The following is a 24,601-nucleotide window of genomic DNA, read 5'->3' as shown; positions in this document are numbered from 1 at the left end:
AAAAATTAACAAACTCTTGGAGCAAATTTTTCTAAAAAACAATTATCACAATTTACATTTCTAGAAGTACAAATTTCTCTTGCATGCTTATTAATAGCCATAGAAAATCTATACTGCTTACAAGGCTTTATTCTTCTTTTTAGATCCAATTCAATCTTAATAGGAGAACTTTCCAAAGAAAGAGCATGTCTTGTAATAACTCTACTAAAATGAGTATCTACAATAATTGCGGGTTTATTGTAAACAGATCCAAGAATAACATTTGCCGTTTTTCGACCTACTCCAGGTAGCTTAATAAGATCAAAAATATTATTTGGAATAACACCATTAAATTTTTCTAAAATATCAATAGAGCAATTCACAATATTTTTAGCCTTTCTTGAATAAAAACCAGTCTTATAAATTAATTTTTCAACATCTCTCACATTTGCTCTTGATAAACTTTCAAAATTCTCGTACCTTTCAAAAAGGTATGGAGAAATTTTATTCACCAAATTATCTGTTGTTCTTGCACTTAAAATAACCATTATTAAAAGTTCATAATTGTTTTTATAATTTAAAAAAGGTTTAACATCAGGATATCTAAATAAAGTTTCATCAACAATCAAATCAAGATTAATCATAAAAAAATTATAAAACATTATAAACACAAAACAAAAATAAAAAATATACAAAGTAAAGGTATCTAGACTTTATTGACAAGGATTTTTCAAAATGATATACTCATCATTAGAATTTTAAATGCACCAATAGCTCAATTGGATAGAGCAACAGACTTCTAATCTGTAGGTTTTAGGTTCGAGTCCTAATTGGTGCGCTTCATTCGGGATGTGGCCTAGTGGCTAAGGCACCTGCTTTGGGAGCAGGGGATCGTGAGTTCGAATCCCACCATCCCGAAAAAATATTAAAAAAGCTAAAAACTTTTGTTTTTAGCTTTTTTGGTTTTTTAACGATTTATACAAATTAAATCTAACTGTAAAGTTACTTAACTTTCTTTAAAGTATTTACATCTAAAATAACTAGACTTTTAAACTCATCTTGCAAATAAATAAAATTTTTTCTCACAGAAAAGCTAGTAAAAGGCATAATTTTATTCTCTGAAAGAATAAACTCATCTAAATTTTTAGGAGAAAATTTGGCCAATCTCCAATCATTACTACTATCTTTATCCCTAACAGCTACTAAAATCATTTTAGAATCAACATAAAGAGATGAATTTTTATTAATCTCAAAATTAGACTCTGATACCACTTTTAAATTTTCAAGTTTATCAAGTATCTGAAGCTTAGCTTTTCCTGAATCCATTTTAATAACAACCAAATCTTTTTCACGTTCATAAATTCCATACCGCTGAATGCCTTGCTGAGTGCTTTCTTTAAGCCTAACACCAGTATTTAAATCAATAAGTTGAAGAGTTCCTAAATTTGTAATTGGATCAATAACCTCTAAAAATACAGGACTACTGGAATCTATAGACATAGTAGTCAAATCTTCATTCAAAGAAGTAACTTGGTCTTTAACCTGAGGCTTAGTCTTTTGCAAATTAACATCTTTATTAACTGTCTCCTCTTTTGAATCAATGTCTTTATAAGAAGATTTATCTAACGGTGATAATTCTCCAACATTGTTATTAGACTTGAAAATCTTATCTAATTTCTCAACCTCAGAAACAGGTTTAAATTCTTTTTTGCTATCTAATTTTTTAACCTCAGGTAATTTTTGATCTTCTGGCATCATAAGATTTTCATCATTATTCAAATCGCCTAAGCTTTTCTGTGACTTACCCTTGGTTATTTCTTCTTCCTTGGCTTTACTTTTTTCTTTGCTAGAAGCTTTAGAATTTAATTCTCGATCAAGATCCAAGGCTTTACCATCTTTACTTGCTTTATCATCTTTACTTTTTAAAAGCTTTTCATCACTTTTTTTGATTTCAATTTGCTTTTCAATTTCTCTTTTCTGATTTTCATCACCAGTTTCTTTAAGCTGCTCCTGCAAATCTTCCAGGCTCTCTTTTATTTGTAGTTGCTTATCAACTTTAGGAGAACTTACATCACCAGGCTTTGGTAAATTCTTTTCCTTGTTAATTTCGTTAATATCCTCTTGAATTTTCTCTCTAACAGTATTTCTTTGAACATCTAAATTATCTTCAGCAGAATCTAATTTTTGCTGAGCTTTATCAAGATTTATTGCCTTTTTATCTAGCTCTTCCTTTTGTTTCTTTTTAGCATCAACCTGACTTTCAATCTCTTTTTTATGCTCTTCATCTGTAGCTTTTTCAAGCTGATCCCTTAAATTTTCAATAGTTTCTGTTATATTGGAATCACTTTCATGAATATTGTCTAATTCAATATCAATTTTATCTTGATCTGCCTTATGAGTTTCGCCTTGAATATCTGTAATATCTCTTGCAAAGTTAACACCTGCTTCATTTTCACTTAAAAGAGCTGCCACCACCTTATCTGTAACTAAACTGTCAATATCAATGTCAGACTCAATATTTCCAGACAAAATATCCTTTTTAAGAGGAATAAATATTTGTGTCTTTCCAGCCCACTGACTATAAACCCTAGAAAGACCTGCATTTTCTTTACTTAAAGACTTTAAAGCAGCCTCAATATAAAACCCTTTATAATAATCCAAATCTCCTCTATAAACAGCATTATATATTGTAATAACCTTAGCAATTAATTCTGCACTAGACCTGTCATAATCGAAAGACTTTATTAAATACCCTGTAAGAATTCTTCTTAAATTCAATATACTGTCAAGCTCTGACTTACTACCAATAGAAAAAACATCAACGCTTGCTTTTTTATCTTGATCATCAATAAATCTATTAATAAAATATTTACCATAATAACTTGAGTTGCTATTGGAATTGGTCAACGGTCTTGCTAAAAACTCCCCAATACCCACTATTTGTTCATATGTATTTGTAGAATCATAAGGGCCTTTATAATTTACAAACTCAAGATCCATATTAACAAAGTCCTTTAATTTTTCCCTATCAACTTCTCTTGCACTAACAGGAAATCCATTCAAGAAAATAAGAAAAAAACTAAAGATTAGTAACATTTTTTTCATAAAAGAAATTCTCCTATAAATTTAATTATAATCTACCTTACCAACTAAATTCACCAATTTAAACCTAATTTTAACACAATCGGATTTATATGCAAAACAGCTAATTCAATCTTGGGGACTTGAAATATCTTGAATGCTTGAAATAATTTCATTAATGTGCTTGTTAATATTTTCAGAAAAATTTTGACGCCTCATAAACATTAATAACTTTATATACTTATGCTTACAAAGTTTAAGAAGTTCGGCTGTTGAATTTAAAATTATATTTCTCAAATTTAAAATCACAGAATAAGCTATTTCCAAATTACCCTGATAATTTAACACTATATTTTGGATGTAATTGTATATAATACAATCTTGCCCATAATAACTTTCAAATTTAGTAATAGTTTTGACTATGGTAATTATATTATTAATATCTCTCTCTCTAATTGCCAAATTAATAAAACTCTTAATTGCAGCTTTATCATTAACATATACAAAATATCTATAAAGCTTGCCTCTTGAAGCAATTCTATCAAACCTCTTTTCTGACAAAAGCCACACATTAAAAGCTTTTTCATATAAATTTAAATATTTTGCGGGAAAATTTCCATGTTCAGCTGCAAGAAAATCTAAAATCTCTAAAAATTTATTATAAGCAGCATCACTATAATTAGAATTAAGGATCTCTTCAAGAAGTAAATAATTTTTATCATAATCTACAAAACGCTTTTCTTTTAAATCTATTCTGCCTTGATTATATTTATTACCTCCAAAATGGTTCCAAACGCTAACATCAAGCTCTCTGTCGTATTCGTAATAATAAGTACTAAGAACCCAATCATCTCCCCCTAAGACAATAATACCTGAATTAGCACTAAGTCCTGACAAGCCCTTAAGTTTAGCATCTGAAAAAGATATATCAAAATCCTCTTCAAAAGACAAAATTCCATTTGATTTGGTTGAAATTAAAAGATTTCTATTATTATAAAGAACAGCTTTCTCAATCTCAAAGTTCATTTTTTTTTTAAATTTAAGCTTAAAGTTTCTATTCAAATCAAAAAACATACCAACATTTGAAATTGCGACATATTCACCATTAAACTTTTCAAACAAAAAATTAATAGGAAAATCCAACTTAATAGAGCTAATAACTTCCCCAAAATCTCTTCCATAAGCAACAATATGCCCTGACTTATGTCCAACAACTACCTCTTTTTTTGTATTTATCATTAACAAAAAAGGGAAAGCAACTAATCTGAAAAACCATTTCTTATTACCCAAAGAATCAAACAAAAATATTTCATCATTTTCACTTGCAATACAAAAATCCCCATTATCAAAAACTACAGGAGAAGTAGCAGGCCTACCACCTATGTCAACCTCAAACATTTTTTTACCGCTATTTAAATCAATAGAAACAACCTTTTCATTAGCAAGAGGAATTAGGATGTTAACATTTCCTATTGCAGGAGAGCTCAAAGGTGAAAAATCAAGCTTATACTTCCAAACGAGTTTTCCTCTTCTGATCTTTTGAACTTCATTTCTAACTGTAATAACATAATACCCATTATCAAAATCTTTCAAAAGAAAAGGATATGGCATTCTATTTAATCTATAAGAATATTTCTTCTCAAATGACATTGTATAAGTAGTCAACCATCTATCTTTTGTTAAAACTGTAATAGTGTCACGTTTTTCATCAATAATTGGATTGCCTGCAACTTTGCCAGTTAATGCTTTTTGAAAATATAAATTAATATCAGAATAAAGCCTTAAAAAAGAAGCTGAAAACACAAATATGAAAAGTAGACCTCTCAAAATAAAAAACCTTTTGAGTTTCTAAAAAACTGCTACTAAAGCCTAAAACCAGCATTATTGCCATAAAGATTATTTCTCAGATCCCTAATCTTAGCATCATCAACATACTCAGAAAAAGTCATATATCGATCAATTATTCCGTTAGGAGTAAACTCTATAATCCTATTAGCAACAGTATCTATAAATTGATGATCATGTGATGTAAAAAGAACAACTCCTTTAAACTCTTTAAGCCCGGAATTTAAAGATGTAATTGCCTCAAGATCTAAGTGATTTGTGGGTTGGTCCAGTATTAAAACATTAGCTCCGCTAAGCATAGCCTTAGCAAGCATGCATCTTACTTTTTCTCCCCCTGAGAGAACATTTACCTTTTTTAAAGCTTCATCTTGGCTGAAAAGCATTCGACCTAAAAATCCTCTAATATAAGTTTCATCTTGTTCTTTTGAATACTGACGTAACCAATCGACTAAATTTAAATCTAAATCAAAATATTTTCCATTATCTTTATTAAAATACGAAAAATTAACGGTAGATCCCCATTCATAATGACCTTTATAATTTCTATCTTCATTTGTAATAATATCAAACAAAAAAGTTGCAAACATGGGATTTCCCAAAAAAACAATCTTTTGCTGAGGTTCAACAATAATACTAAATTTATTTAAAATTAAATTCCCTTCAAATTCTTTTATTAAATTTTTAATTGTAAGAACATTCTTGCCAAGTTCTCTTTCGCTTTTGAAATTAACATAAGGGAACTTCCTTGAAGAAGGCTTTAAATCTTCAACCTTTATTTTTTCAATCAACTTTTTCCTTGATGTTGCTTGCTTAGACTTAGATGCATTACTAGAAAATCTTTGAATAAATGTCTTAAGTTCAGCAATTTTATCTTCAGATCGCTTTTTAGCATCTTTTAGTTGCTTGTTTAAAATCTGACTTGTTTCATACCAAAAATCATAATTTCCAAGATACACTTGAATCTTGCCATAATCAATGTCAACAATATGAGTACAAACTTGATTTAAAAAATGTCTATCGTGAGATACAACAATAACTGTATTTTCAAAATTAATTAAAAACTCTTCTAACCATTTAATAGATTGTAGATCAAGGTTATTAGTAGGCTCATCAAGAAGTAATACATCGGGATCACCAAAAAGTGCTTGAGCCAAAAGAACCCTAACTTTTAAAGCCCCTTCAACATCACCCATTAAATTATTATGAATTGCCTCATCTATTCCAAGACCTTTAAGAAGAACCGCTGCATCAGATTCAGCCTCGTATCCTCCAAGCTCTGAAAATTCTGCTTCAAGCTCTCCAGCTCTAATTCCATCCTCATCAGTAAAATCAAGCTTACTATAAATTTCATCTTTTTCTTTTTGAACAGAATAAAGTCTTTTGTGACCCATAATAACAGTATCGATAACCTTATATCCATCATAAGCAAATTGATCTTGTTCAAGAGCTGCTACTCTTTGATTTTTGGGGATAGATATTTCACCCTTACTAGCTTCAATCATTCCCCCTAATACTTTTAAAAAAGTGCTTTTTCCTGCCCCATTAGCACCAATTATTCCATAGCAATTTCCAGGAGAAAATTTAATATTTACATCTTTGAATAAAACTCTCTCTCCAAATGCAACTTCCAAATTACTTACAGTTATCAAACCATTACCCTGCCTAAATTGATATTCTAATAACAAAATTATCTTGAAAATTAATTTAATTTTCAAGCACCATATAAATATATTGACTCAACTCTCAGTTTTTTCGTATATTTAATATTATTATATAAGGAGATGTTTGAGATGAAAAATATTAAGCCGTTAGCTGATAGAGTTTTAATAAAAATCAAAGAAGCTGAGAGTAAAACAATCTCAGGACTTTACATACCAGAAAATGCAAAAGAAAAAACAAATATTGGGACAGTTATAGCTGTTGGTTCTAACAAAGAAGAGATCACTGTAAAAGTTGGTGATACTGTGCTTTATGAAAAATACGCAGGAGCTGCTGTAAAAATCGAGAATAAAGAACATTTAATACTAAAAGCAAAAGAAATAGTTGCAATAATAGAAGAGTAAAAAGCTAAGTTTAGCTACTTAGCTTTAATTTTTATTAAATATTTAATAAAAATTACAAATTTATACATAAAAACTTATTATTCTGATCAATCAAATTAAAAATTTCAAGCTTACAAAATTCTGTAAGCTTGAAAAAATAAAATTAAATGAAAAAGCCAATTTTTAAAGAAAATACCATATATTCAAGCAAATTCGATGACATCTATTACAATCCAAAGCAGGGAATTGAAGAGAGTTTTTATACATTTATTAAAGGTTGCAATTTAGATTTAGAATTAAAAACAAAAAAAAATATTTTAATAGCAGAGTTGGGATTTGGAACAGGATTAAACTTTATATGTCTTTTAAAATTCATAAAAGAAAACAACATAACCTCAAAAATTAATTATTATTCTATAGAAAAATTTCCACTCGAAAAAAAAACAATAATGCAAATTTCAAAGTTCTTTGCTAAAGAAACCGCTTATTTTAAATTAATGTTGAAAAATTATTCTAAAATTCCAAAAAAAAATTTAAAACTAAAAATAACAGAAAATGTTAATTTAAAAATTTTAATTGGAGACGCCAAAATAAAAATCAAAGAAATTCCTGAAAATGTAGAATACTGGTTTTTAGACGGATTTAATCCCAAAAAAAATCCTGAAATGTGGAGCAATGAAATATTTAATTTAATTTCTGAGAAAAGCAGTCCGAAATGCAAGCTTTCAACATTTTCCTCTGCAAGAATTGTAAAAGATGGCCTAAAACTTGCTAATTTTAAATACATTCACATAGAAAAAGGATTTGGAAATAAAAGACATATGATAAAAGCTCAAAAAAATTAAAAATTTATTTTTAACATAAGTCGTTAAAAAAATCCCAACAAGTATGATATACTTCCAAATGGCACAAGGAGAATTTTAATGACAAAAAAATTGTTTGTGAGGGTATTAATCTTTTTAATATCCAATAATTATGCTTTTGCAAAAGACACAATCAAAGATTTGTTCTTTATACAAGATATACTAATAAAAAAAGAGAAATATTCCGAGGTTCTAAATAATGCAAGCCTTGAAGGCATTATTGAAATTGAACATAACGGACCATACATTAAAGATCACGATTCAGAAGTTAAACTTATCCTAAAAGAAAACGGATATAGAAGAAATTTCAACTTTTTTAATCTTTTAAATACTAGTAATATAATCAAAAGTCTAAGCTTATTTGACAGCAGACCAAAAAACATTAAAGAAAATGAAATCATATTATTAGAGACAAAAATGATTAAAGAAAATCCCTATAAACGATACAAAGACGATGATGATTTTGAATTAAAACTAAGTGTAACTCGAAAAAATAATCAAATTTATTTAATTCTTGATTTCAATTTCCTATTTGATCAAAGAAAAACGTTTCCATCAATTTACATCAAAGAAGAAGATGTWTCAACAATAATAAACAGCTTCATGAAACTACAAGATTCAAGCTTTTTATCTCCTCAAGCTTCTTAACAATTAATAGCACAAAATGTGCTATTTCTAATAAAAAGCAAGCATTTTACTGAAAAGCTAACCATAGCCAATTTCATTACATAATAATTTTTCAATCTTTTTACAGATTTTTTAAATTAATAATATAATTATTTATTTTATTAATTAAAGAAGAAAATTCTACAAATTTTAATTTTTCAGATTCAACAATTTCCTTGGGAGCATTCATTAAAAAATTTTCATTTTCAAGTTTCTTTGAAACAGAAATATTGAGCATTTTATACTTTTCAAGCTGCTTTTCAAGCCTTATCAACTCTTTGGTTTTATCTATCAATGACTTAACATCTGCATAAATTTCAAAACCAACTGCAGCTACACCAAGCATGCCATCATAATTTTCATTGTAAAATATATTTTTAAAATTAATCATTCTTTTTACAATGCTTTCATTAGCCTTAAAGTATGCCTCATATTTAAAATCAGCATCAAACTTCAAAGCAACATCAATTTCAACACTAGCAGGTATATTAAATTCACTCTTAAGTGTTCTAATAGCTATAATAAAAGTTTTCAATACTTTAAAAATTTCAAATTCTTCTTGAAAATTATTGGCAATATCAAAATTTGGATATTCATTTAAAGCTAAAATATCTTCCTTTTCTGCAAATTCAGAATAAATTTTTTCTGTAACAAAAGGAATAAACGGATGCAAAATTAACAATGATTTTTTAAGAAAAAATAGCAACTTAGAAATAGCCATATTTTGAATATCAACATTTTCATTATTTAAATCAATTTTGCTAATTTCAATATACCAATCACAAAAATCATTCCAAAAAAACTCATAAACAAATTTTGAAGCTTCGTTATATTTATAATTTGCAAAAGAAGACTCTACACCAAGAATAGTCGAATTTAAGCTTGTAAGCAGCCATTTGTCAATGTCGTTAAATTTCAAATCATTTAATATTTTTCTATTTTTTAAATTTAAAAGAATAAATTTGGAAGCATTAAAAACTTTGTTTGCAAATTTAGCCCCAAACATAAAATCTTTAGCGTCAATATTTAAATCTTGACCCTGAACAGACAAAAAGGATAAAGTAAACCGCAAAGAATCACTTCCATACTCATTAATAATATCAAGAGGGTCTATTCCATTGCCTAAAGACTTTGACATTTTTTTACCTTGTTTGTCACGCAAAAGAGGTGTTATATAAACATCTTTGAAAGGAACTTGCCCTGTAAATTCTAATCCTGCCATCACCATTCTTGCAACCCAAAAAAATATTATATCGTAAGCTGTTATCAAGGTATTTGTTGGATAATAATTTTTAAAATCAACATCAACATTGGGCCATCCAAGCGAAGAAAAGGGCCATAGCCAAGAAGAAAACCAAGTATCAAGAACATCTGGATCTTGAACAAACCTCTTCCCCATATTCTTTTCATCTAAAGAAGGATCAGTATCACTAACAATAAGTTCAGATGTATCAACATTGTACCAAACCGGTATTCTATGTCCCCAAACAAGCTGTCTTGATATACACCAATCTCTAATATTTGATAACCAATATTTATATGTATTTTCCCACTTTTTAGGATAAAATTTTAATTCGCCATTCTCTAAAGCCTTTAAAGCTTTGTCTGCTAAAGGCTTCATTCTCACAAACCACTGAGTAGACAAATAAGGTTCAATAACCTCACCTGACCGATAACAATGCCCAACCTGTTGTTTATGCTTCTTAACATCTTGCAAAAAACCCTTTTCCATTAATTCTGTTTCAATTTTAAATCTTGCATCTTTCGCACTTAATCCTTGGTATTGCAAAGGAACATTTTTATTAAGTTTTCCATCTTGAGTTAAAATATTGACCTTAGAAATATTGTGCCTTTTTGAAATTTCAAAATCATTAGGATCGTGTGCAGGAGTAACTTTTAAAGCCCCAGTGCCAAAAGCGCTGTCAACATAAAAATCTGCAATAACTTTTATCTTTTTAGTTGTCAAAGGAATTGTAACTTCTTTGCCAACTAAAGACTTATATCTCTCATCATTAGGATTAACAGCAATAGCAGTATCCCCAAACATTGTCTCAGGCCTAGTTGTTGCAACCTCAATAAAAGAAGAGTTATCAATAAAATACTTAACAAAATAAAGCTTACCATCAACTTCTTTGTATTCAATCTCTTCATCGCTAACAACACTCCCAGATCCAGGATCAAGATTAACAAGATACTCACCCCTATAAATCAACCCCTTAAAATACAAGTCCTTAAAAACCTTGTTAACAGCCTTACAAAGATTCTCATCAAGAGTAAACCTTTCTCTTGAGTGATCATAAGACGCCCCAAGTTTGTTTATCTGATTAACAATTATCCCTCTATGCCTATCTTTTAATTTAAAAATTTCTTGAACAAGCTCTTCTCTTTCAAAATCATCTTTGCTTTTACCAATCTTTTTAAGATGTCTTTCAAAAACAGCCTGCGTTGCTATTCCTGCATGATCTGTGCCAAAAAGCCACAAAGTATTGTGTCTTTTCATTCTTTTATACCTTACAAGAACATCTTGCAAAACAAAATTAAGAGCATGCCCCATGTGCAACACGCCAGTAACATTAGGAGGAGGCGCAACCATACTAAATTTTTCAAATAAAGAATTATCTGGCAAAAAAACATTGTTTTTAAGCCACTTAGTGTAAATTTCATCTTCAAATGCCTTAGGATCATATTTTTCAAGAGGTCTACAATTCATCGTTTAAAAATCTCCTACCATGTCAATAACTTTTAAATTTTCAAAAAGCTCTTCATAAGTTTTTGAATTTATAAGATTTGAGAAATACTTACTCTGTCTTTCCTTCTCAGTAAAATATATCTTAAAATATTTTTTAAGTTTATTAAAATCTTTTTCAAGTCCCCAAGTAGCATGAAAATCCTTTATATGGAATTTTAATATATTTAACCTAAAATTTAAATTACTATCTAAAAAGTGTTTTGAAAAGGGCTTAAATAAATTCAAATTATCAAAAATTCCACGACCAAACATAATTCCATCAATTAAATATTTATCAACATAATATCTAGCTTCCTTGAGACTCAAAACATCCCCATTTCCAATAATCAGAGTAGAAGGACTAAGATTATTTCGTAATTTAACAAGTTCATAAAAAATATCAAAATTAACAGGACCTTTGCTCTGATTAACAGCAAGTCTTGGATAAACCGTTAACATATCAATTTCAAGGCCTAACAAAAACCCCAGCCAATCATCAACTTCTGGATATGAAAATCCATGCCTGGTCTTAACACTAAGAGGCAAATTAAATCTCGCACAAGCTTCTTTGCTTGCAAGAATTATCTCTTTAGCTAAAGATTTATTATTAATTAAAGCTGAACAAACTCCTTTTTTAATTATTTTACTCTTAGGACAACCCATATTAATATCAATTCCCCAAAACCCCATGCTCCCTAATATTTCTATTGCTCTATAAAATTGCTCAGGAACATTGCCCCAAATCTGAGCAATTAAAGGCCTATTAAGTTCATTGGGTTTTAAAAAAACATGTTGAACAGATTGTTTTGATCCATTTAAAATTCCTTTTGTAGAAATAAATTCGGTAAAATAAATATGAGGTTCTCCTTCTGCAGATCCTATTAAATGAATTAAATTTCTAAAAACAGTATCGGTAACATCTTCCATTGGAGCTAAAATCATAATTGGAAGAGGAATATCAAATAAAAACTTCATAAAATAACTACATAACAATAAAATACAAATTTAAACAAAGTAAAACAGTCGTTTAATAAATTTAAATTTCCAAAAATAACATTGAAATTTTTAAAATAAAGAAATACCACAAAAGGACCGGCAATAAAGGACATAATCATAAAATTTTAAAAAGTTAATAAATAATTTTAATAAAAAAATAATTTAAAAAATCAATCCATAATAAGGCTCTCGCCTGGAACCTTGGTTTTTCTTATTAAAGTATCTTTATATCCAGCAGATTTAATAAGTTCTATATTTTTTTGAACATCATCGGCATTAGTAGGAATAAAAACGGTATAAAACGGCCCATGAGAATTTACTACAACAAAAAGACCCGCTTTTTTTAATATTCGATAAGCCCTATCAGCGTAATCTTTTTTCCTATAAGATCCAACTTGTATGTAAAAATCTGTTTCTTTGTCAGCAGAAACTGAGTAATCTGCCAATAAATCTTTGGATTTATTTTTAACAGAAATATTTTCGTCTGATTGCTTGGTTTTCTTTTCTTCTTTAACCCCAGGAATATTAAATGTTTTTTTAAAGTCACTAGATTTTGATACAGAAGGTCTTTTTTCATTCGAACTTTCAATCACTTCAATTTTTACAGGAGCAACCCCTATTCCTAAAAAATCAAGCTTCTCAGCGGCATATTTTGACAAATCGATTATTCTATCCTTCCTAAAAGGACCTCTATCATTAATTCTTACAACAACTGATCTATTATTTAAAAGATTTGTAACCTTTACGGTAGTATTAAAGGGCAATTCTTTGTGAGCAGCAGTAAGCGCCATCATATCAAATTTTTCGCCATTAGCAGTAGTTTTGCCGTGAAAAGCTTCGCCATACCATGAAGCAAGACCCACTGTGGCAGAATTTAAATGAGAAGCAATAAAAAAAAATACAAAGAGAAAAACAAAGTTTTTATTATCTCTTAAGATGGCATCAATTAAATTTCTCATAATGTTTATTATAATATAAAAACATATTTCAATAAACAATTAAGCTTGCAAATTGCTTATTTACATTTTTTTTGATTTAATTATAAAAAGAAAAAAGTCTAAAAAATGATATCAACAGAAATAATTAGCAGCAGCCAAATACAAAAAGCAGCAAAACTTATCAAAATGGGAGAACTTGTAGTATTCCCAACAGAAACAGTTTACGGAATTGGCGCAAATGCTTACAATGAAGATGCTGTAAAAATGATTTTTTTAGTAAAAAAAAGGCCCATCAACAATCCTTTAATAGTACATGTTGATACGGTAAAAAAAATAAAAGAATTATCAGAATATATTCCCAAAAGTGCCCTCATGCTAATCAAAAAATTTAGTCCAGGCCCTTTAACTTATGTTCTTAAAAAATCAATAAAAATATCTAGATTTGTAAGTGGAAACCTAGACACAGTGGCAATAAGAATTCCTGCAAATAAAACAGCTTTAAGCCTAATAAAAGCATCTAAAGTCCCCATAGTAGCACCGTCTGCAAACATATCAAAAAGACCAAGCTCAACAAATTTCGAAATGGCCTTAAAAGAATTAAATGGACTTGTAAGAGGAATAATAAAACCGGAAGAGAACAAAGACTTTAATATTGGAATCGAATCAACTGTGGTTGGGTTTGACCTAAAAGATAACGTACTGATATTAAGACCAGGCGCAATAACAAAAAAAATGATAGAAAATGAACTTCAAGGAAAATATACAGTAAATTACGCAGAAACAAAAATGGAACTAGAAAAATCACCTGGAAACATAATTGAACATTATAAGCCAAAAATTCCCGTTTATTTATTTAAAAGTCAAGATAACATAAGAAGATACTTAAACAAAGATACGAAAATACTTATCACAAAAGCTACTCTAAAATCCTATTTATTCAATTTTTTTTGGAATAAAAAAAATATTACAGTATTTAACACTCTTGAAGAATATGCACAAAACCTTTACAAAGAGTTGGTAAATTCTGAAAACAACTACAAACAAATACTTAGCGAATTCTTAAAAGACGAAGAACTTGGACATTCAATAAACAATAGAATCAAAAAAGCTAGTTCAAATAGATTCATTAACAAAAAATGACGCTAAATTGTTATTTAAAATAATTCAAAAAGCATAAATATTCATTAATAAAATAATGCTAAAGCTAAAAGCAAAAGTCTAAAACACGCCACACCTCTCCTCCCAACCCGAGCAAAACCAGCAAATACAACCAAGAAGACTTAAACTTAAATATTACAAGTAAATTTTCGCATAATCACATAAGAAAAATTTCAATCCTTTGATTAATTGAAATAATCATGGATCAACATAGTATACTCAAGTGGTATTTTATCTTCATCAAAAGCAATACCAAGCGCAAAAACCTTTCCGCTGGGAGTCTGAATAACGCTTAAGCTTTTTGATTTACCTTCAATAAAAATTTCTCCATCTATAAATTCAAAACTAAAAATCAAATCAATTGCATCTTCCTCGACATCCCCATAATCAAAAGAAGAAATTACTAAAGCACCCCCATAAGATAAATCTTTTATTAAGCATTTATGTTTTGCTCCATTAAACTTGATAAAAGCTTTATCAGAATCAATTTTTAGCTTTCTAATAGAATCTTTATCGATAATAATCCTCTCATGAATTCTCTGATTTTGCCCAAGCTTTAAATCAAGAAGCTTTCCAACTTTAATAGCAATCTCTTCTGGTGCAGGAGATAAAAATTCTAATGTTAATAAATTGTATTCTTTATTCAAAGAAGAATAAGCAGAAGCACTCAATAGTTTTACAGACAAAAAAGGGAAAAAAGCTGCACTACTCTTAGAATCTGAATTTTTCTTAAGTTGAATAGAGCCTAAATTTTTATTTTTAGCCAAAGCGGGCAATACTGTATCTTCTTGAAAAATAAGCTTAAGAGAATCCATAGAAATAGAATAAATTACTCCAAAAGCGGTATAAGAGCCTATTCTCATCTCAATAGTATTGCGAAGATTTAAAAAACTATTTATCTCTGTGCTCATTTTAATCTCTTTACCCCTATACTTAGCCCCATAATCTCTTATTTTTCTAGATAAAAGCATAAACCTCTCCTTTCTCCTTTTTTTGAATATAAAAATACTAAACAAAGCTTCAAATTGTTTTAAACAGTTTTACACAAATAAAAAAGTTTAAAACAATTAAGCTATAAACACGCTTAGCCAAAAATCAATAAATCTACCCTTAAAATCAAAAACATACCATCATCCACCTCTCACAGCATCTTTCAATTAACAAAACTTACAAAATGCTGTTTACATAGTGTAAAATTATAACAATAATTTTACACTATAACAATCAACCCATAACATTATTAATTCTTATGCACTTATAGTATACTTTAGTAAAAAGTATGAAATTGAATAGCCCTAATTTGAAAAAAATAAATACGCATAAGCTGCTTATATATTTAACATATTTCGCAGTTAGCTTTTCTATTATCACACTCTCATTAGCAGTATCTAAGACTATAAACATACAAAAAGATAAAAATTTCGGATATGTAAATCCAGCAGTTCCTTCAAGACTTTTAGATATTAATGGAAAACAAATAACTCAATTTATATCTGATGAGAACAGAGAATTAATGCCTTTGAGAAAAATGCCTGACAATCTAATTAATACGCTTTTGATACGGGAAGATATTGGTTTTTTTTCTCATCGAGGTTTTTCCTTGATAGGAATATTTAGAGCCGCATTTAATATTGTTCTTGGCAGATATTTTTCAGGCGGCAGCACATTAACCCAACAACTTGCAAAGCTTCTCTACACAAATCAAGCAAGAAGATCTATTTTGAGAAAATTACATGAAATATGGTGGGCAATTCAACTTGAAAAAAAACTCTCAAAATACGAAATACTAGAGAAGTACCTTAATAAAGTTTATTTTGGAAACGGAAACTATGGAATAGTTGCAGCATCAAAATTCTTTTTTGGCAAAAGTGTAAATAAAATCAATACAGCAGAATCAGTAATGATGATAATCCAGCTTCCAAATGCAAAACTTTATTCACCTCTTTACAATCCAGAATTTTCAAAAAAAATACAACGTGCAGTTTTAAACCAAGTTGTATCAAATGGAATAGTCAAGGCTGAAATTGCTGAAAAAGAATTTAATGAATACTGGCAAAATTATGATTGGACTAGAATGGCTGACACATCTGCAATTTCAAACAAAAAAGACCAAGCTCCTTATTTCTCTGAATATATAAGGCAAAAAATACTAAAATATTTACCAGATGGCGCAAACATATATAAAGATGGGTACTCAATATATTCAACCCTTGATCTTGAAGCACAAAAATATGCAGATAAAGTTACAAACGACATGATTAATAAAGCAAGAACAATGCACAATTTAAATAGATCATCTGAAACAATAATCATTAATTCAGAAATTGTCCCTGTAGTAGATGCGATATCAGATTTATTGGGAATTAAAAATTTAAGAATAAATGGAAGACAATATAAAAAACTGAGAAAAAGAAAATTTTACGAAGACAATATTGATCTAATTGCAAGTTTTGGAGCTATACTTGGAATTGATAAAATAGATAAGGCGACAAAAGAATATATTATCAAAAATAAATTAACACCGAAACTTATTGCACAGCCTGAAGGAGCAATGATAGCAATAGATACAACAAGTGGAGCAATAAGAGCCATGGTTGGGGGAAGTGGACACACTAAAGACAATGAATTTAATCGAGCCACACAAGCAAAAGTTCAGCCTGGAAGTGCATTCAAAGCATTATATTTTGCAGCCGCAATTGATCTAAAAAAAATAACAGCTGCGACAATGTTTTCAGACTCTCCAGTAGCATTTCTAAATAAAAATGGAGAAGTTTATGCTCCGGGAAATTATGGCGGCAAATGGAGAGGCAACGTTTTAACGCGCCAAGCATTAGCTTTGTCCTTAAATATTCCGGCATTAAGAATATTAGACCGGCTAGGCTTTGACTCTGCAATTAGCTACTCCTCAAAACTACTAGGAATAACAGATCCAAAAGAAATAGAAAAAACGTTTCCAAAAGTTTATCCACTAGCGCTAGGTGTAATATCAGTTTCTCCAATCCAAATGGCAAGAGCCTTTGCAATTTTAGGAAATAGTGGTAGCGAAATCGAACCTTATGGGATAAGATACATTGAAGACAGAGCTGGAAGAATAATAACAAATGAAGAAGCAAGCATATTGGCTAAAATAAAAAACAAAGAACACCAAACTCAAATAGTATCTCCTCAAACCGCTTACATAATCACAGATATGATGAAATCAACAATTCAATACGGAACCCTAGCAAATCAAAGATATACAAATCTCAAAAATTTTAAATCAGACATTGCTGGAAAATCGGGAACAACACAAAATTGGGCAGACGGATGGGCAATAGGATACTCTCCTTATATAACAACAGCATTTTGGGTTGGATTTGACAAAAAAGGATATTCACTGGGAATATCTGGAACAGGAACAGGATTGGCAGGGCCTAGTTGGGGAGAATTTATGGCAGAATATCACAAAAACTTACCCAAAAAAGTTTTTGTAAAACCTGCAGGAATAATTAGCATCCCCGTACAAGCAGAAACGGGTCTACTACCGGAAGAAATTGCTGATGAAAAAATAATAAATGAACTATTTATTTCCGGCACCCAGCCAGTTGAAAAATCAAAATATTATGAAAATAAACAAGAATTTAAAAATACAATAGAATTTAACATATATGGAATTGATGAGATTAATAATAACGATGAAATAAATTTTGACACTCCTGAATTTGAATATCTTGATAATAATCTTGAAAGCTTTAATAACAATAGTAATAATGATAATAATCTTGAAAGCTTTAACAATAATAACAATGATCTTGAAAGCATTAATGATAATGAAGAAAATAAAAATGAAGATGAAATAGAAATGAACATTGAAGAACCCTTAAATGAAATAGAAAATAAAAATCCACAACAAGATCTAGTTAATAACAATAATAACCAGGAAATGCTTATTGAAAACACCAAAGAAATTAAAGACGAAGTCATTGTTAATGAAACAAACATAGAAACACAAAGCACAAAAGAATTAAATTCAAACAACAATGAAAATGAAAAAATTAACAACAAAGACGTCAACGGAGAAGATATCCAATTGGATTAAAACAATATGTTAATAGATATCGATCAAATAAAAATAAAAAAAAGAATTAGAAAAAATATAGGAGACATTGAAACTCTTAAAAACAGTATTATAAAACATGGATTAATTTATCCAATAATAATAGATAAAAATAAAAACTTGATAGCAGGACTTAGAAGATATCAGGCCTTAAAAGAAATAGGCTATAAAGAAATTGAAGTAAAGGTAATCTCAATTGAAAACAAAAAAACTTTACTTGAAATTGAACTTGATGAGAATAATGTTAGAAAATCATTCACAAGAAGCGAGGCAAACGAAGGAGAAGCTTACTTAAAAATTTATTCTGAAAGCAATATAATAATAAGATTCCTTAAATTTATTATCTTAAAAATTAAAAACATGTGTAAAATAAGAAATAGAAAAATTTAAATCATAATAAAGAGGTGTGTTTATGTTAAATTACAAAAATCTTAATGAACTTGAAAATTTTAAAATCCTTGAAGGTATTGCTCCAGAAGTGCTCAAAACGGCATTAACTGGAAAAAGGATAAAAGAATACGACATTACAATAGAAGGAGATAGTGTACATTATAACTATGCTTCAAAACAAATTAATGAAACCCACCTTAAAATTTTTCAAAATTTAAGCGATGAAGCAAATTTAATAGAAAAATATAAAGAAGTGCTTGATGGGGAAAAGATCAATATTAGTGAAAATAGAAAAGTCCTGCATCACCTTACAAGAGGGCAAATTGGTAAGGACGTAATAGAAGACAATAAAGAAAATATGAGAGAGTTTTTCCAATCAGAACTTGAAAAAATATATAATTTTGCAAAGCAAATTCATTCTGGGAACATTAAAAGTTCAAATGGCAAAAAGTTTAAAAATGTAGTTCAAATAGGAATTGGTGGATCTAGCCTGGGGCCAAAAGCTCTTTACAGCTCAATAAAAAATTATGCAAAAAAACACAATCTAGCCCTAATGAATGGTTATTTTATTTCAAACATTGATCCAGACGAATCAGAAGAAGTATTAAGCAGCATTAATGTTGATGAAACGCTTTTTATTATTGTCTCAAAAAGTGGAAATACATTAGAAACTAAAGCTAATATGCAATTCTTAATAAACAAATTAAAATTAAATGGCATAAAAGAATATAAAAAACAAATGGTCATTATAACACTAAAAGATAGCATGTTGGCAATAGAAGAAAAAGGATATCTTGAATATTTCTTCATGCATGACTCAATAGGTGGAAGATTTTCTCCAACATCAGCAGTTGGACTTACACTACTTACTCTTTGCTTCACAGAAAAAGTTGCAAAAGAAATTCTAAAAGGAGCCAATGAGGCTGACAAAAAATCATTAAACAAAAACGTAAAAGACAATGCATCTCTCTTGGCAGCACTAATTAGCATATATGAAAGAAATGTTCTAAATTACAGTAGCAACTGCATCATTGCTTATTCTAAAGCAATGGAAAATTTTTATCTTCATTTACAACAACTTGAAATGGAGAGTAATGGAAAAAGTGTAAACAGATTTAATGAAACAATAAACTACAAAACTGTAAGAATAATTTGGGGAGGCATTGGAACAGATGTTCAACACTCATTCTTTCAAATGCTTCACCAAGGAACGGATATAGTTCCAATGGATTTCATAGGTTTTAATGAAACACAACTTAAAGAAGATGTAATATCTGATAACAGCTCAAGCAATGATAAATTAAAAGCAAATTTAATAGCCCAAATAATAGCATTTTCAAAAGGTAAAGAAAATAGCAATAAAAATAAAAATTTCCAAGGCGAGAGACCTTCTGCACTAATATATTCAAAAGAATTAACACCTTATGCAATAGGAGCAATACTCTCCCATTATGAAAATAAAGTAATGTTTGAGGGATTTTTATTAAATATAAACTCATTCGACCAAGAAGGAGTTCAGCTAGGAAAAATTATTGCAAATCAAATTTTAAAAAATGACAATTTTAAAGATGAAGTAATAGAATCTTATTCTAAAAAAATTCTAAAAAAATTTTAAAACAAGATTAATTAATTTTTGAATATACCCCCTTAAGTTTAAAAAAGAATGCACTAAGCTTATATAAGAGGTAATAATGGATAAAATAAGTATATTATATACATTAATCAATATTATAATAATGCTTATTCTAATAAGCATAGTTTATCTTTGTAAAAGAAAAAATGTTTCTTTTACAAAAAGAGTGTTTATAGCGTTAGCAATCGGAATAGTATTTGGAATGACCATTCAATATTTTTATGGAACAAATTCAGAAATAACAAACGAAACTATAAATTGGATAAGTATTTTGGGCGATGGATACGTAAGGCTCCTTAAAATGATTATAATCCCCTTAATAATAACATCAATAATCTCTGCAATAATAAAACTAACCAATAGTAAAGATGTTGGGAAAATGAGCCTACTTGTAATATTAACACTAGTATTTACAGCAGGTATTGCTGCCATAATTGGCATTTTCACTGCTTTAGCATTGGGATTAACAGCCGAAGGACTACAAGCGGGAACCATCGAAATTTTACAAAGTGAAAAATTGCAAAAAGGCCTTGAAATATTAAATCAAACAACAATCACAAAAAAAATCACAGATCTTATTCCACAAAATATATTTGAAGATTTTGCAGGGCTTAGAAAAAACTCAACCATCGGGGTCGTGATATTTTCAGCTATCATAGGAATAGCCGCCCTTAAAACATCTATCAAAAAGCCAGAATCAATAGAATTTTTTAAAAAAATAATATTAACACTCCAAGACATAATATTAGGTGTAGTAACTTTGATTTTAAAACTAACGCCTTATGCTATATTAGCTTTAATGACAAAAATTACAGCAACCAGCGAAATCAAAAGCATAATAAAGCTTGGAGAATTTGTAATTGCTTCCTACATTGCCATAGGTCTTACATTTCTTATGCATATGACATTAATTGCAATAAATAAATTAAACCCAATTACTTTTATAAAAAAAATATTCCCAGCACTATCATTTGCATTCATATCTAGGTCGAGTGCTGCAACCATACCCATTAATATAGAAATTCAAACTAAAAATCTGGGAGTAAGCGAAGGAATAGCAAATTTATCAAGCTCCTTTGGAACATCAATTGGGCAAAATGGTTGTGCAGCACTACACCCCGCTATGCTTGCAATAATGATAGCACCAACTCAGGGAATAAACCCCACAGATATTTCATTTATACTCACACTTATTGGATTAATAATAATAACTTCATTTGGAGCTGCTGGCGCTGGTGGAGGCGCAACAACAGCCTCACTAATGGTGCTCTCAGCAATGAACTTTCCAGTGGGATTGGTAGGACTTGTAATATCTGTTGAGCCTATAATTGACATGGGAAGAACAGCTGTTAATGTAGGCGGCTCAATGCTTGCAGGCGTTATATCTGCTAAACAGCTCAAACAATTCAACCATAATATATACAACCAAAAAGAGCTTGTAAACAAATAAATAGGAAAACAATGATGAAAATAATAATTATTGGGGGCACATCAGCAGGAACTAGTGCCGCAGCTAAAGCAAACCGCTTAAACAAAAAGCTAGACATTACTATCTATGAAAAAACAAATATTGTATCTTTTGGAACCTGTGGCCTGCCTTACTTTGTGGGGGGATTCTTTGACAACCCCAATACAATGATCTCAAGAACACAAGAAGAATTCGAAAAAACTGGAATCTCTGTTAAAACTAACCACGAAGTTATCAAAGTAGATGCAAAAAACAATACAATTGTAATAAAAAATCAAAAAACAGGAACCATTTTTAACAATACTTACGATCAACTTATGATAGCAACTGGTGCAAAACCTATTATTCCACCAATCAATAATATCAATCTAGAAAATTTTCATACTCTGAAAAATTTAGAAGACGGTCAAAAAATAAAAAAATTAATGGATAGAGAAGAGATTAAAAATATAGTGATAATTGGTGGTGGATACATTGGAATTGAAATGGTAGAAGCAGCAAAAAATAAAAGAAAAAATGTAAGATTAATTCAACTAGATAAGCACATACTCATAGATTCCTTTGACGAAGAAATAGTCACAATAATGGAAGAAGAACTAACAAAAAAGGGGGTTAATCTTCATACAAATGAGTTTGTAAAAAGTTTAATAGGAGAAAAAAAGGCAGAAGGAGTAGTAACAAACAAAAATACTTATCAAGCTGACGCTGTTATACTTGCTACCGGAATAAAACCTGACACTGAATTTTTAGAAAACCAGCTTAAAACTACTAAAAATGGAGCAATAATTGTAAATGAGTATGGCGAAACTAGCATAAAAAATATTTTTTCTGCAGGAGATTGTGCAACTATTTATAATATAGTAAGTAAAAAAAATGAATACATACCCTTGGCAACAACAGCCAACAAACTTGGAAGAATAGTTGGTGAAAATTTAGCTGGGAATCATACAGCATTTAAAGGCACATTGGGCTCAGCTTCAATTAAAATACTATCTTTAGAAGCTGCAAGAACAGGACTTACAGAAAAAGATGCAAAAAAGCTCCAAATAAAATATAAAACGATTTTTGTAAAGGACAAAAATCATACAAATTATTATCCAGGCCAAGAAGATCTTTATATTAAATTAATTTATGAGGAAAATACCAAAATAATCCTTGGGGCACAAGCAATAGGAAAAAATGGAGCCGTAATAAGAATTCATGCTTTATCAATTGCAATCTATTCAAAACTTACAACAAAAGAGCTAGGGATGATGGATTTCTCATATTCCCCACCCTTCTCAAGAACTTGGGATATATTAAATATTGCTGGCAATGCTGCCAAATAGAAAGAATTAAATTAATTTAATTCTTCATGCTAATTGGTTGCCCCGTACTTGAAAGAACATCTCTCCAAAAAGAACCATTTGGATTAACCTTATTTCTGTCAATTACTGCCATCTTAATAGGTATATGAACAAATTTTGTACTCCATAAACTAATCAACATTTTTGTCTTACCAGCCATTGCAGCATGCACAGCATTCGACCCAAGCCTAGCACAATAAAGCGAATCACTGGCATTAGCAGGTGAACTTCTAATAATATAGCTGGGATCAATGTATTTAAGAGTAAATTGTATATTTTTTGCTTTAAAATATTCTGTAATTTTATCTTTAATATAAAGCCCAATATCCTCATAAAGCAAATTCCCAGAATCGTCTTTCTTCTTAGGAAAATGATCAAAATATTTTTGGCCTGCTCCTTCTGCTATCAATATTACTGCATGGGGAATCTCTTCTAAGCTTTCTTTCTCTAAAAGTCGTCTTTCAAGATGAACAAGAAATCCATTAGGACCTTCTATGTCAAAATCAAGTTCTGGGATTAAACAAAAATTAACATCATTAGAAGAAAGTGCGGTATGAGCAGCAATAAAGCCAGAATCCCGTCCCATAACTTTAACAAGTCCAATGCCATTATAAGCACTATTAGCTTCAAAATGAGCACCAGCAACAGCTGCAACAGCTTGTTCTACAGCAGTCTCAAATCCAAAAGATTTTTGAACAAACATAAAATCATTGTCTACGGTTTTAGGAATGCCCACAACTGCTATTTTTAAATTTCTTTTTTCTATCTCCTCAGCAATAAGAAGAGACCCCTTTTGAGTACCATCCCCGCCAATGTTAAAAATCATATTAATGTTCATTCTCTCTAAAGTATCAACTATTTCCACAGGCTTAATACCACCCCTTGAAGAACCAAGAATAGTACCTCCAAATTTATTAATATCATCAACAACATCTGGATTAAGATTAATAAAAGGTGAATTTGACTCAGGAAGAAGCCCTTGATATCCAAATTTTACTCCATAAATATTGCGAACCCCATATATTTTCCATAAAGTTCGCACAATAGAGCGAATAACATCGTTAAAACCAGGACAAAGCCCACCACAAGTAGTAATAGCAGCTTTAACATGCCTGGGCACAAAATAAATTTTTTCTCTAGGCCCAGCTTTTTCTAAAAGAACATCTTCATACCTATCTCCCTTATCCTCATTCCTATATACACTAAACTTGATTTTATTTTTTTCATTAACAAAATGGGAAGAACCCTCACTAGCATAAAAATCAATCAAAGGATTGTTTTGCTTGCATTCTCCCAAGCTATCTATTTTAAAATCTAAATTTTCATTTTTAATTCTATACACCAAATACTCCTTTATAGAATTATAACCTAA

The 24,601-nt window shown here is 29.6% G+C and carries 18 protein-coding genes and 2 tRNA genes; 11 read left to right on the top strand and 9 right to left on the bottom strand.

What is annotated here, in order from left to right; genetic code table 11:
- Nucleotides 1-5: 5 nt before the first annotated feature.
- Nucleotides 6-641 carry an endonuclease III domain-containing protein gene (locus BB_RS03780; protein ID WP_002657503.1) on the bottom strand — a complete coding sequence of 212 codons (636 nt, stop codon included), beginning with the start codon at nt 639-641 and terminating at the stop codon, nt 6-8.
- A 102-nt stretch (nt 642-743) separates the two neighbouring features.
- On the opposite strand from BB_RS03780, the gene BB_RS03775 reads away from it, so the two are divergent.
- Nucleotides 744-817: transfer RNA gene (locus tag BB_RS03775), tRNA-Arg, on the top strand.
- A 7-nt stretch (nt 818-824) separates the two neighbouring features.
- Nucleotides 825-897, top strand: a tRNA-Pro gene (locus BB_RS03770).
- 84 nt (nt 898-981) lie between these two features.
- On the opposite strand, the gene BB_RS03765 is transcribed toward BB_RS03770, so the two are convergent.
- The 3 genes from BB_RS03765 to BB_RS03755 all read right to left on the bottom strand — a co-directional run bounded on the left by BB_RS03765 (nt 982) and on the right by BB_RS03755 (nt 6,554).
- Entirely contained in the window at nt 982-3,084 is a 2,103-nt protein-coding gene (locus BB_RS03765; RefSeq protein WP_010889813.1) for a P83/100 family protein, read from the bottom strand.
- A gap of 105 nt (nt 3,085-3,189) precedes the next feature.
- A complete protein-coding gene (locus BB_RS03760; protein WP_010889812.1) occupies nt 3,190-4,887 on the bottom strand; it encodes a PQQ-binding-like beta-propeller repeat protein in 1,698 nt (565 codons plus the stop codon).
- Nucleotides 4,888-4,922: 35 nt separating this feature from the next.
- A complete protein-coding gene (locus BB_RS03755) occupies nt 4,923-6,554 on the bottom strand; it encodes an ABC-F family ATP-binding cassette domain-containing protein (RefSeq protein ID WP_010889811.1) in 1,632 nt (543 codons plus the stop codon).
- Between the two features lie 141 nt (nt 6,555-6,695).
- Here BB_RS03755 and groES point away from each other — a divergent pair, with 141 nt between their 5' ends.
- The 3 genes from groES to BB_RS03740 all read left to right on the top strand — a co-directional run bounded on the left by groES (nt 6,696) and on the right by BB_RS03740 (nt 8,458).
- Entirely contained in the window at nt 6,696-6,968 is a 273-nt protein-coding gene (groES, locus tag BB_RS03750) for a co-chaperone GroES (protein WP_002557327.1), read from the top strand.
- Between the two features lie 146 nt (nt 6,969-7,114).
- Nucleotides 7,115-7,792 carry a tRNA (5-methylaminomethyl-2-thiouridine)(34)-methyltransferase MnmC2 gene (gene mnmC2, locus BB_RS03745; RefSeq protein ID WP_010889810.1) on the top strand — a complete coding sequence of 226 codons (678 nt, stop codon included), beginning with the start codon at nt 7,115-7,117 and terminating at the stop codon, nt 7,790-7,792.
- 78 nt (nt 7,793-7,870) lie between these two features.
- The gene (locus tag BB_RS03740) at nt 7,871-8,458 is read left to right on the top strand and encodes a hypothetical protein (RefSeq protein ID WP_023003300.1); all 588 of its coding nucleotides are present in this window, start codon (nt 7,871-7,873) and stop codon (nt 8,456-8,458) included.
- 100 nt (nt 8,459-8,558) lie between these two features.
- Here BB_RS03740 and valS read toward each other — a convergent pair whose 3' ends face one another.
- The 3 genes from valS to BB_RS03725 form a co-directional block, all read right to left on the bottom strand.
- Nucleotides 8,559-11,186 carry a valine--tRNA ligase gene (gene valS / locus BB_RS03735; protein WP_002657488.1) on the bottom strand — a complete coding sequence of 876 codons (2,628 nt, stop codon included), beginning with the start codon at nt 11,184-11,186 and terminating at the stop codon, nt 8,559-8,561.
- 3 nt (nt 11,187-11,189) lie between these two features.
- Nucleotides 11,190-12,179 carry a tRNA dihydrouridine synthase gene (locus tag BB_RS03730; protein WP_002665666.1) on the bottom strand — a complete coding sequence of 330 codons (990 nt, stop codon included), beginning with the start codon at nt 12,177-12,179 and terminating at the stop codon, nt 11,190-11,192.
- A 191-nt stretch (nt 12,180-12,370) separates the two neighbouring features.
- Nucleotides 12,371-13,159, bottom strand: coding sequence for a septal ring lytic transglycosylase RlpA family protein (locus BB_RS03725; protein ID WP_010889809.1), 789 nt, complete (start codon nt 13,157-13,159; stop codon nt 12,371-12,373).
- 105 nt (nt 13,160-13,264) lie between these two features.
- On the opposite strand from BB_RS03725, the gene BB_RS03720 reads away from it, so the two are divergent.
- Nucleotides 13,265-14,278: an L-threonylcarbamoyladenylate synthase gene (locus BB_RS03720; RefSeq protein WP_002657482.1), complete on the top strand. Its 1,014-nt coding sequence runs from the start codon at nt 13,265-13,267 to the stop codon at nt 14,276-14,278.
- Nucleotides 14,279-14,481: 203 nt separating this feature from the next.
- On the opposite strand, the gene plzA is transcribed toward BB_RS03720, so the two are convergent.
- Nucleotides 14,482-15,267, bottom strand: a complete 786-nt coding sequence (gene plzA, locus BB_RS03715; protein WP_002557320.1) for a c-di-GMP-binding receptor PlzA — start codon at nt 15,265-15,267, stop codon at nt 14,482-14,484.
- Nucleotides 15,268-15,575: 308 nt separating this feature from the next.
- Between plzA and BB_RS03710 the strand changes: the two genes are divergently transcribed.
- The 5 genes from BB_RS03710 (at nt 15,576) to BB_RS03690 (ending at nt 23,211) form a co-directional block, all read left to right on the top strand.
- Nucleotides 15,576-18,374 (top strand): penicillin-binding protein 1A, encoded by a 2,799-nt coding sequence (locus BB_RS03710; RefSeq protein ID WP_002657480.1) that lies wholly within the window; start codon nt 15,576-15,578, stop codon nt 18,372-18,374.
- 6 nt (nt 18,375-18,380) lie between these two features.
- The gene (locus BB_RS03705) at nt 18,381-18,782 is read left to right on the top strand and encodes a ParB N-terminal domain-containing protein (protein ID WP_002557318.1); all 402 of its coding nucleotides are present in this window, start codon (nt 18,381-18,383) and stop codon (nt 18,780-18,782) included.
- 22 nt (nt 18,783-18,804) lie between these two features.
- Entirely contained in the window at nt 18,805-20,397 is a 1,593-nt protein-coding gene (locus BB_RS03700; RefSeq protein ID WP_002660427.1) for a glucose-6-phosphate isomerase, read from the top strand.
- Nucleotides 20,398-20,473: 76 nt separating this feature from the next.
- Complete coding sequence (locus BB_RS03695; RefSeq protein WP_002656177.1) at nt 20,474-21,865, top strand: L-cystine transporter; 1,392 nt, start codon at nt 20,474-20,476, stop codon at nt 21,863-21,865.
- A 14-nt stretch (nt 21,866-21,879) separates the two neighbouring features.
- Nucleotides 21,880-23,211: a CoA-disulfide reductase gene (locus BB_RS03690; protein ID WP_002665679.1), complete on the top strand. Its 1,332-nt coding sequence runs from the start codon at nt 21,880-21,882 to the stop codon at nt 23,209-23,211.
- Between the two features lie 16 nt (nt 23,212-23,227).
- Here BB_RS03690 and BB_RS03685 read toward each other — a convergent pair whose 3' ends face one another.
- The gene (locus BB_RS03685) at nt 23,228-24,571 is read right to left on the bottom strand and encodes an ATP-dependent 6-phosphofructokinase (protein ID WP_002656298.1); all 1,344 of its coding nucleotides are present in this window, start codon (nt 24,569-24,571) and stop codon (nt 23,228-23,230) included.
- Nucleotides 24,572-24,601 lie beyond the last annotated feature (30 nt).

This window comes from Borreliella burgdorferi B31 (assembly GCF_000008685.2).
In the GTDB taxonomy this organism is placed as follows: Bacteria; Spirochaetota; Spirochaetia; order Borreliales; family Borreliaceae; genus Borreliella; species Borreliella burgdorferi.
Note: the sequence above shows the minus strand (reverse complement) of the source record. Positions and strands in the feature narration are given on the sequence as shown.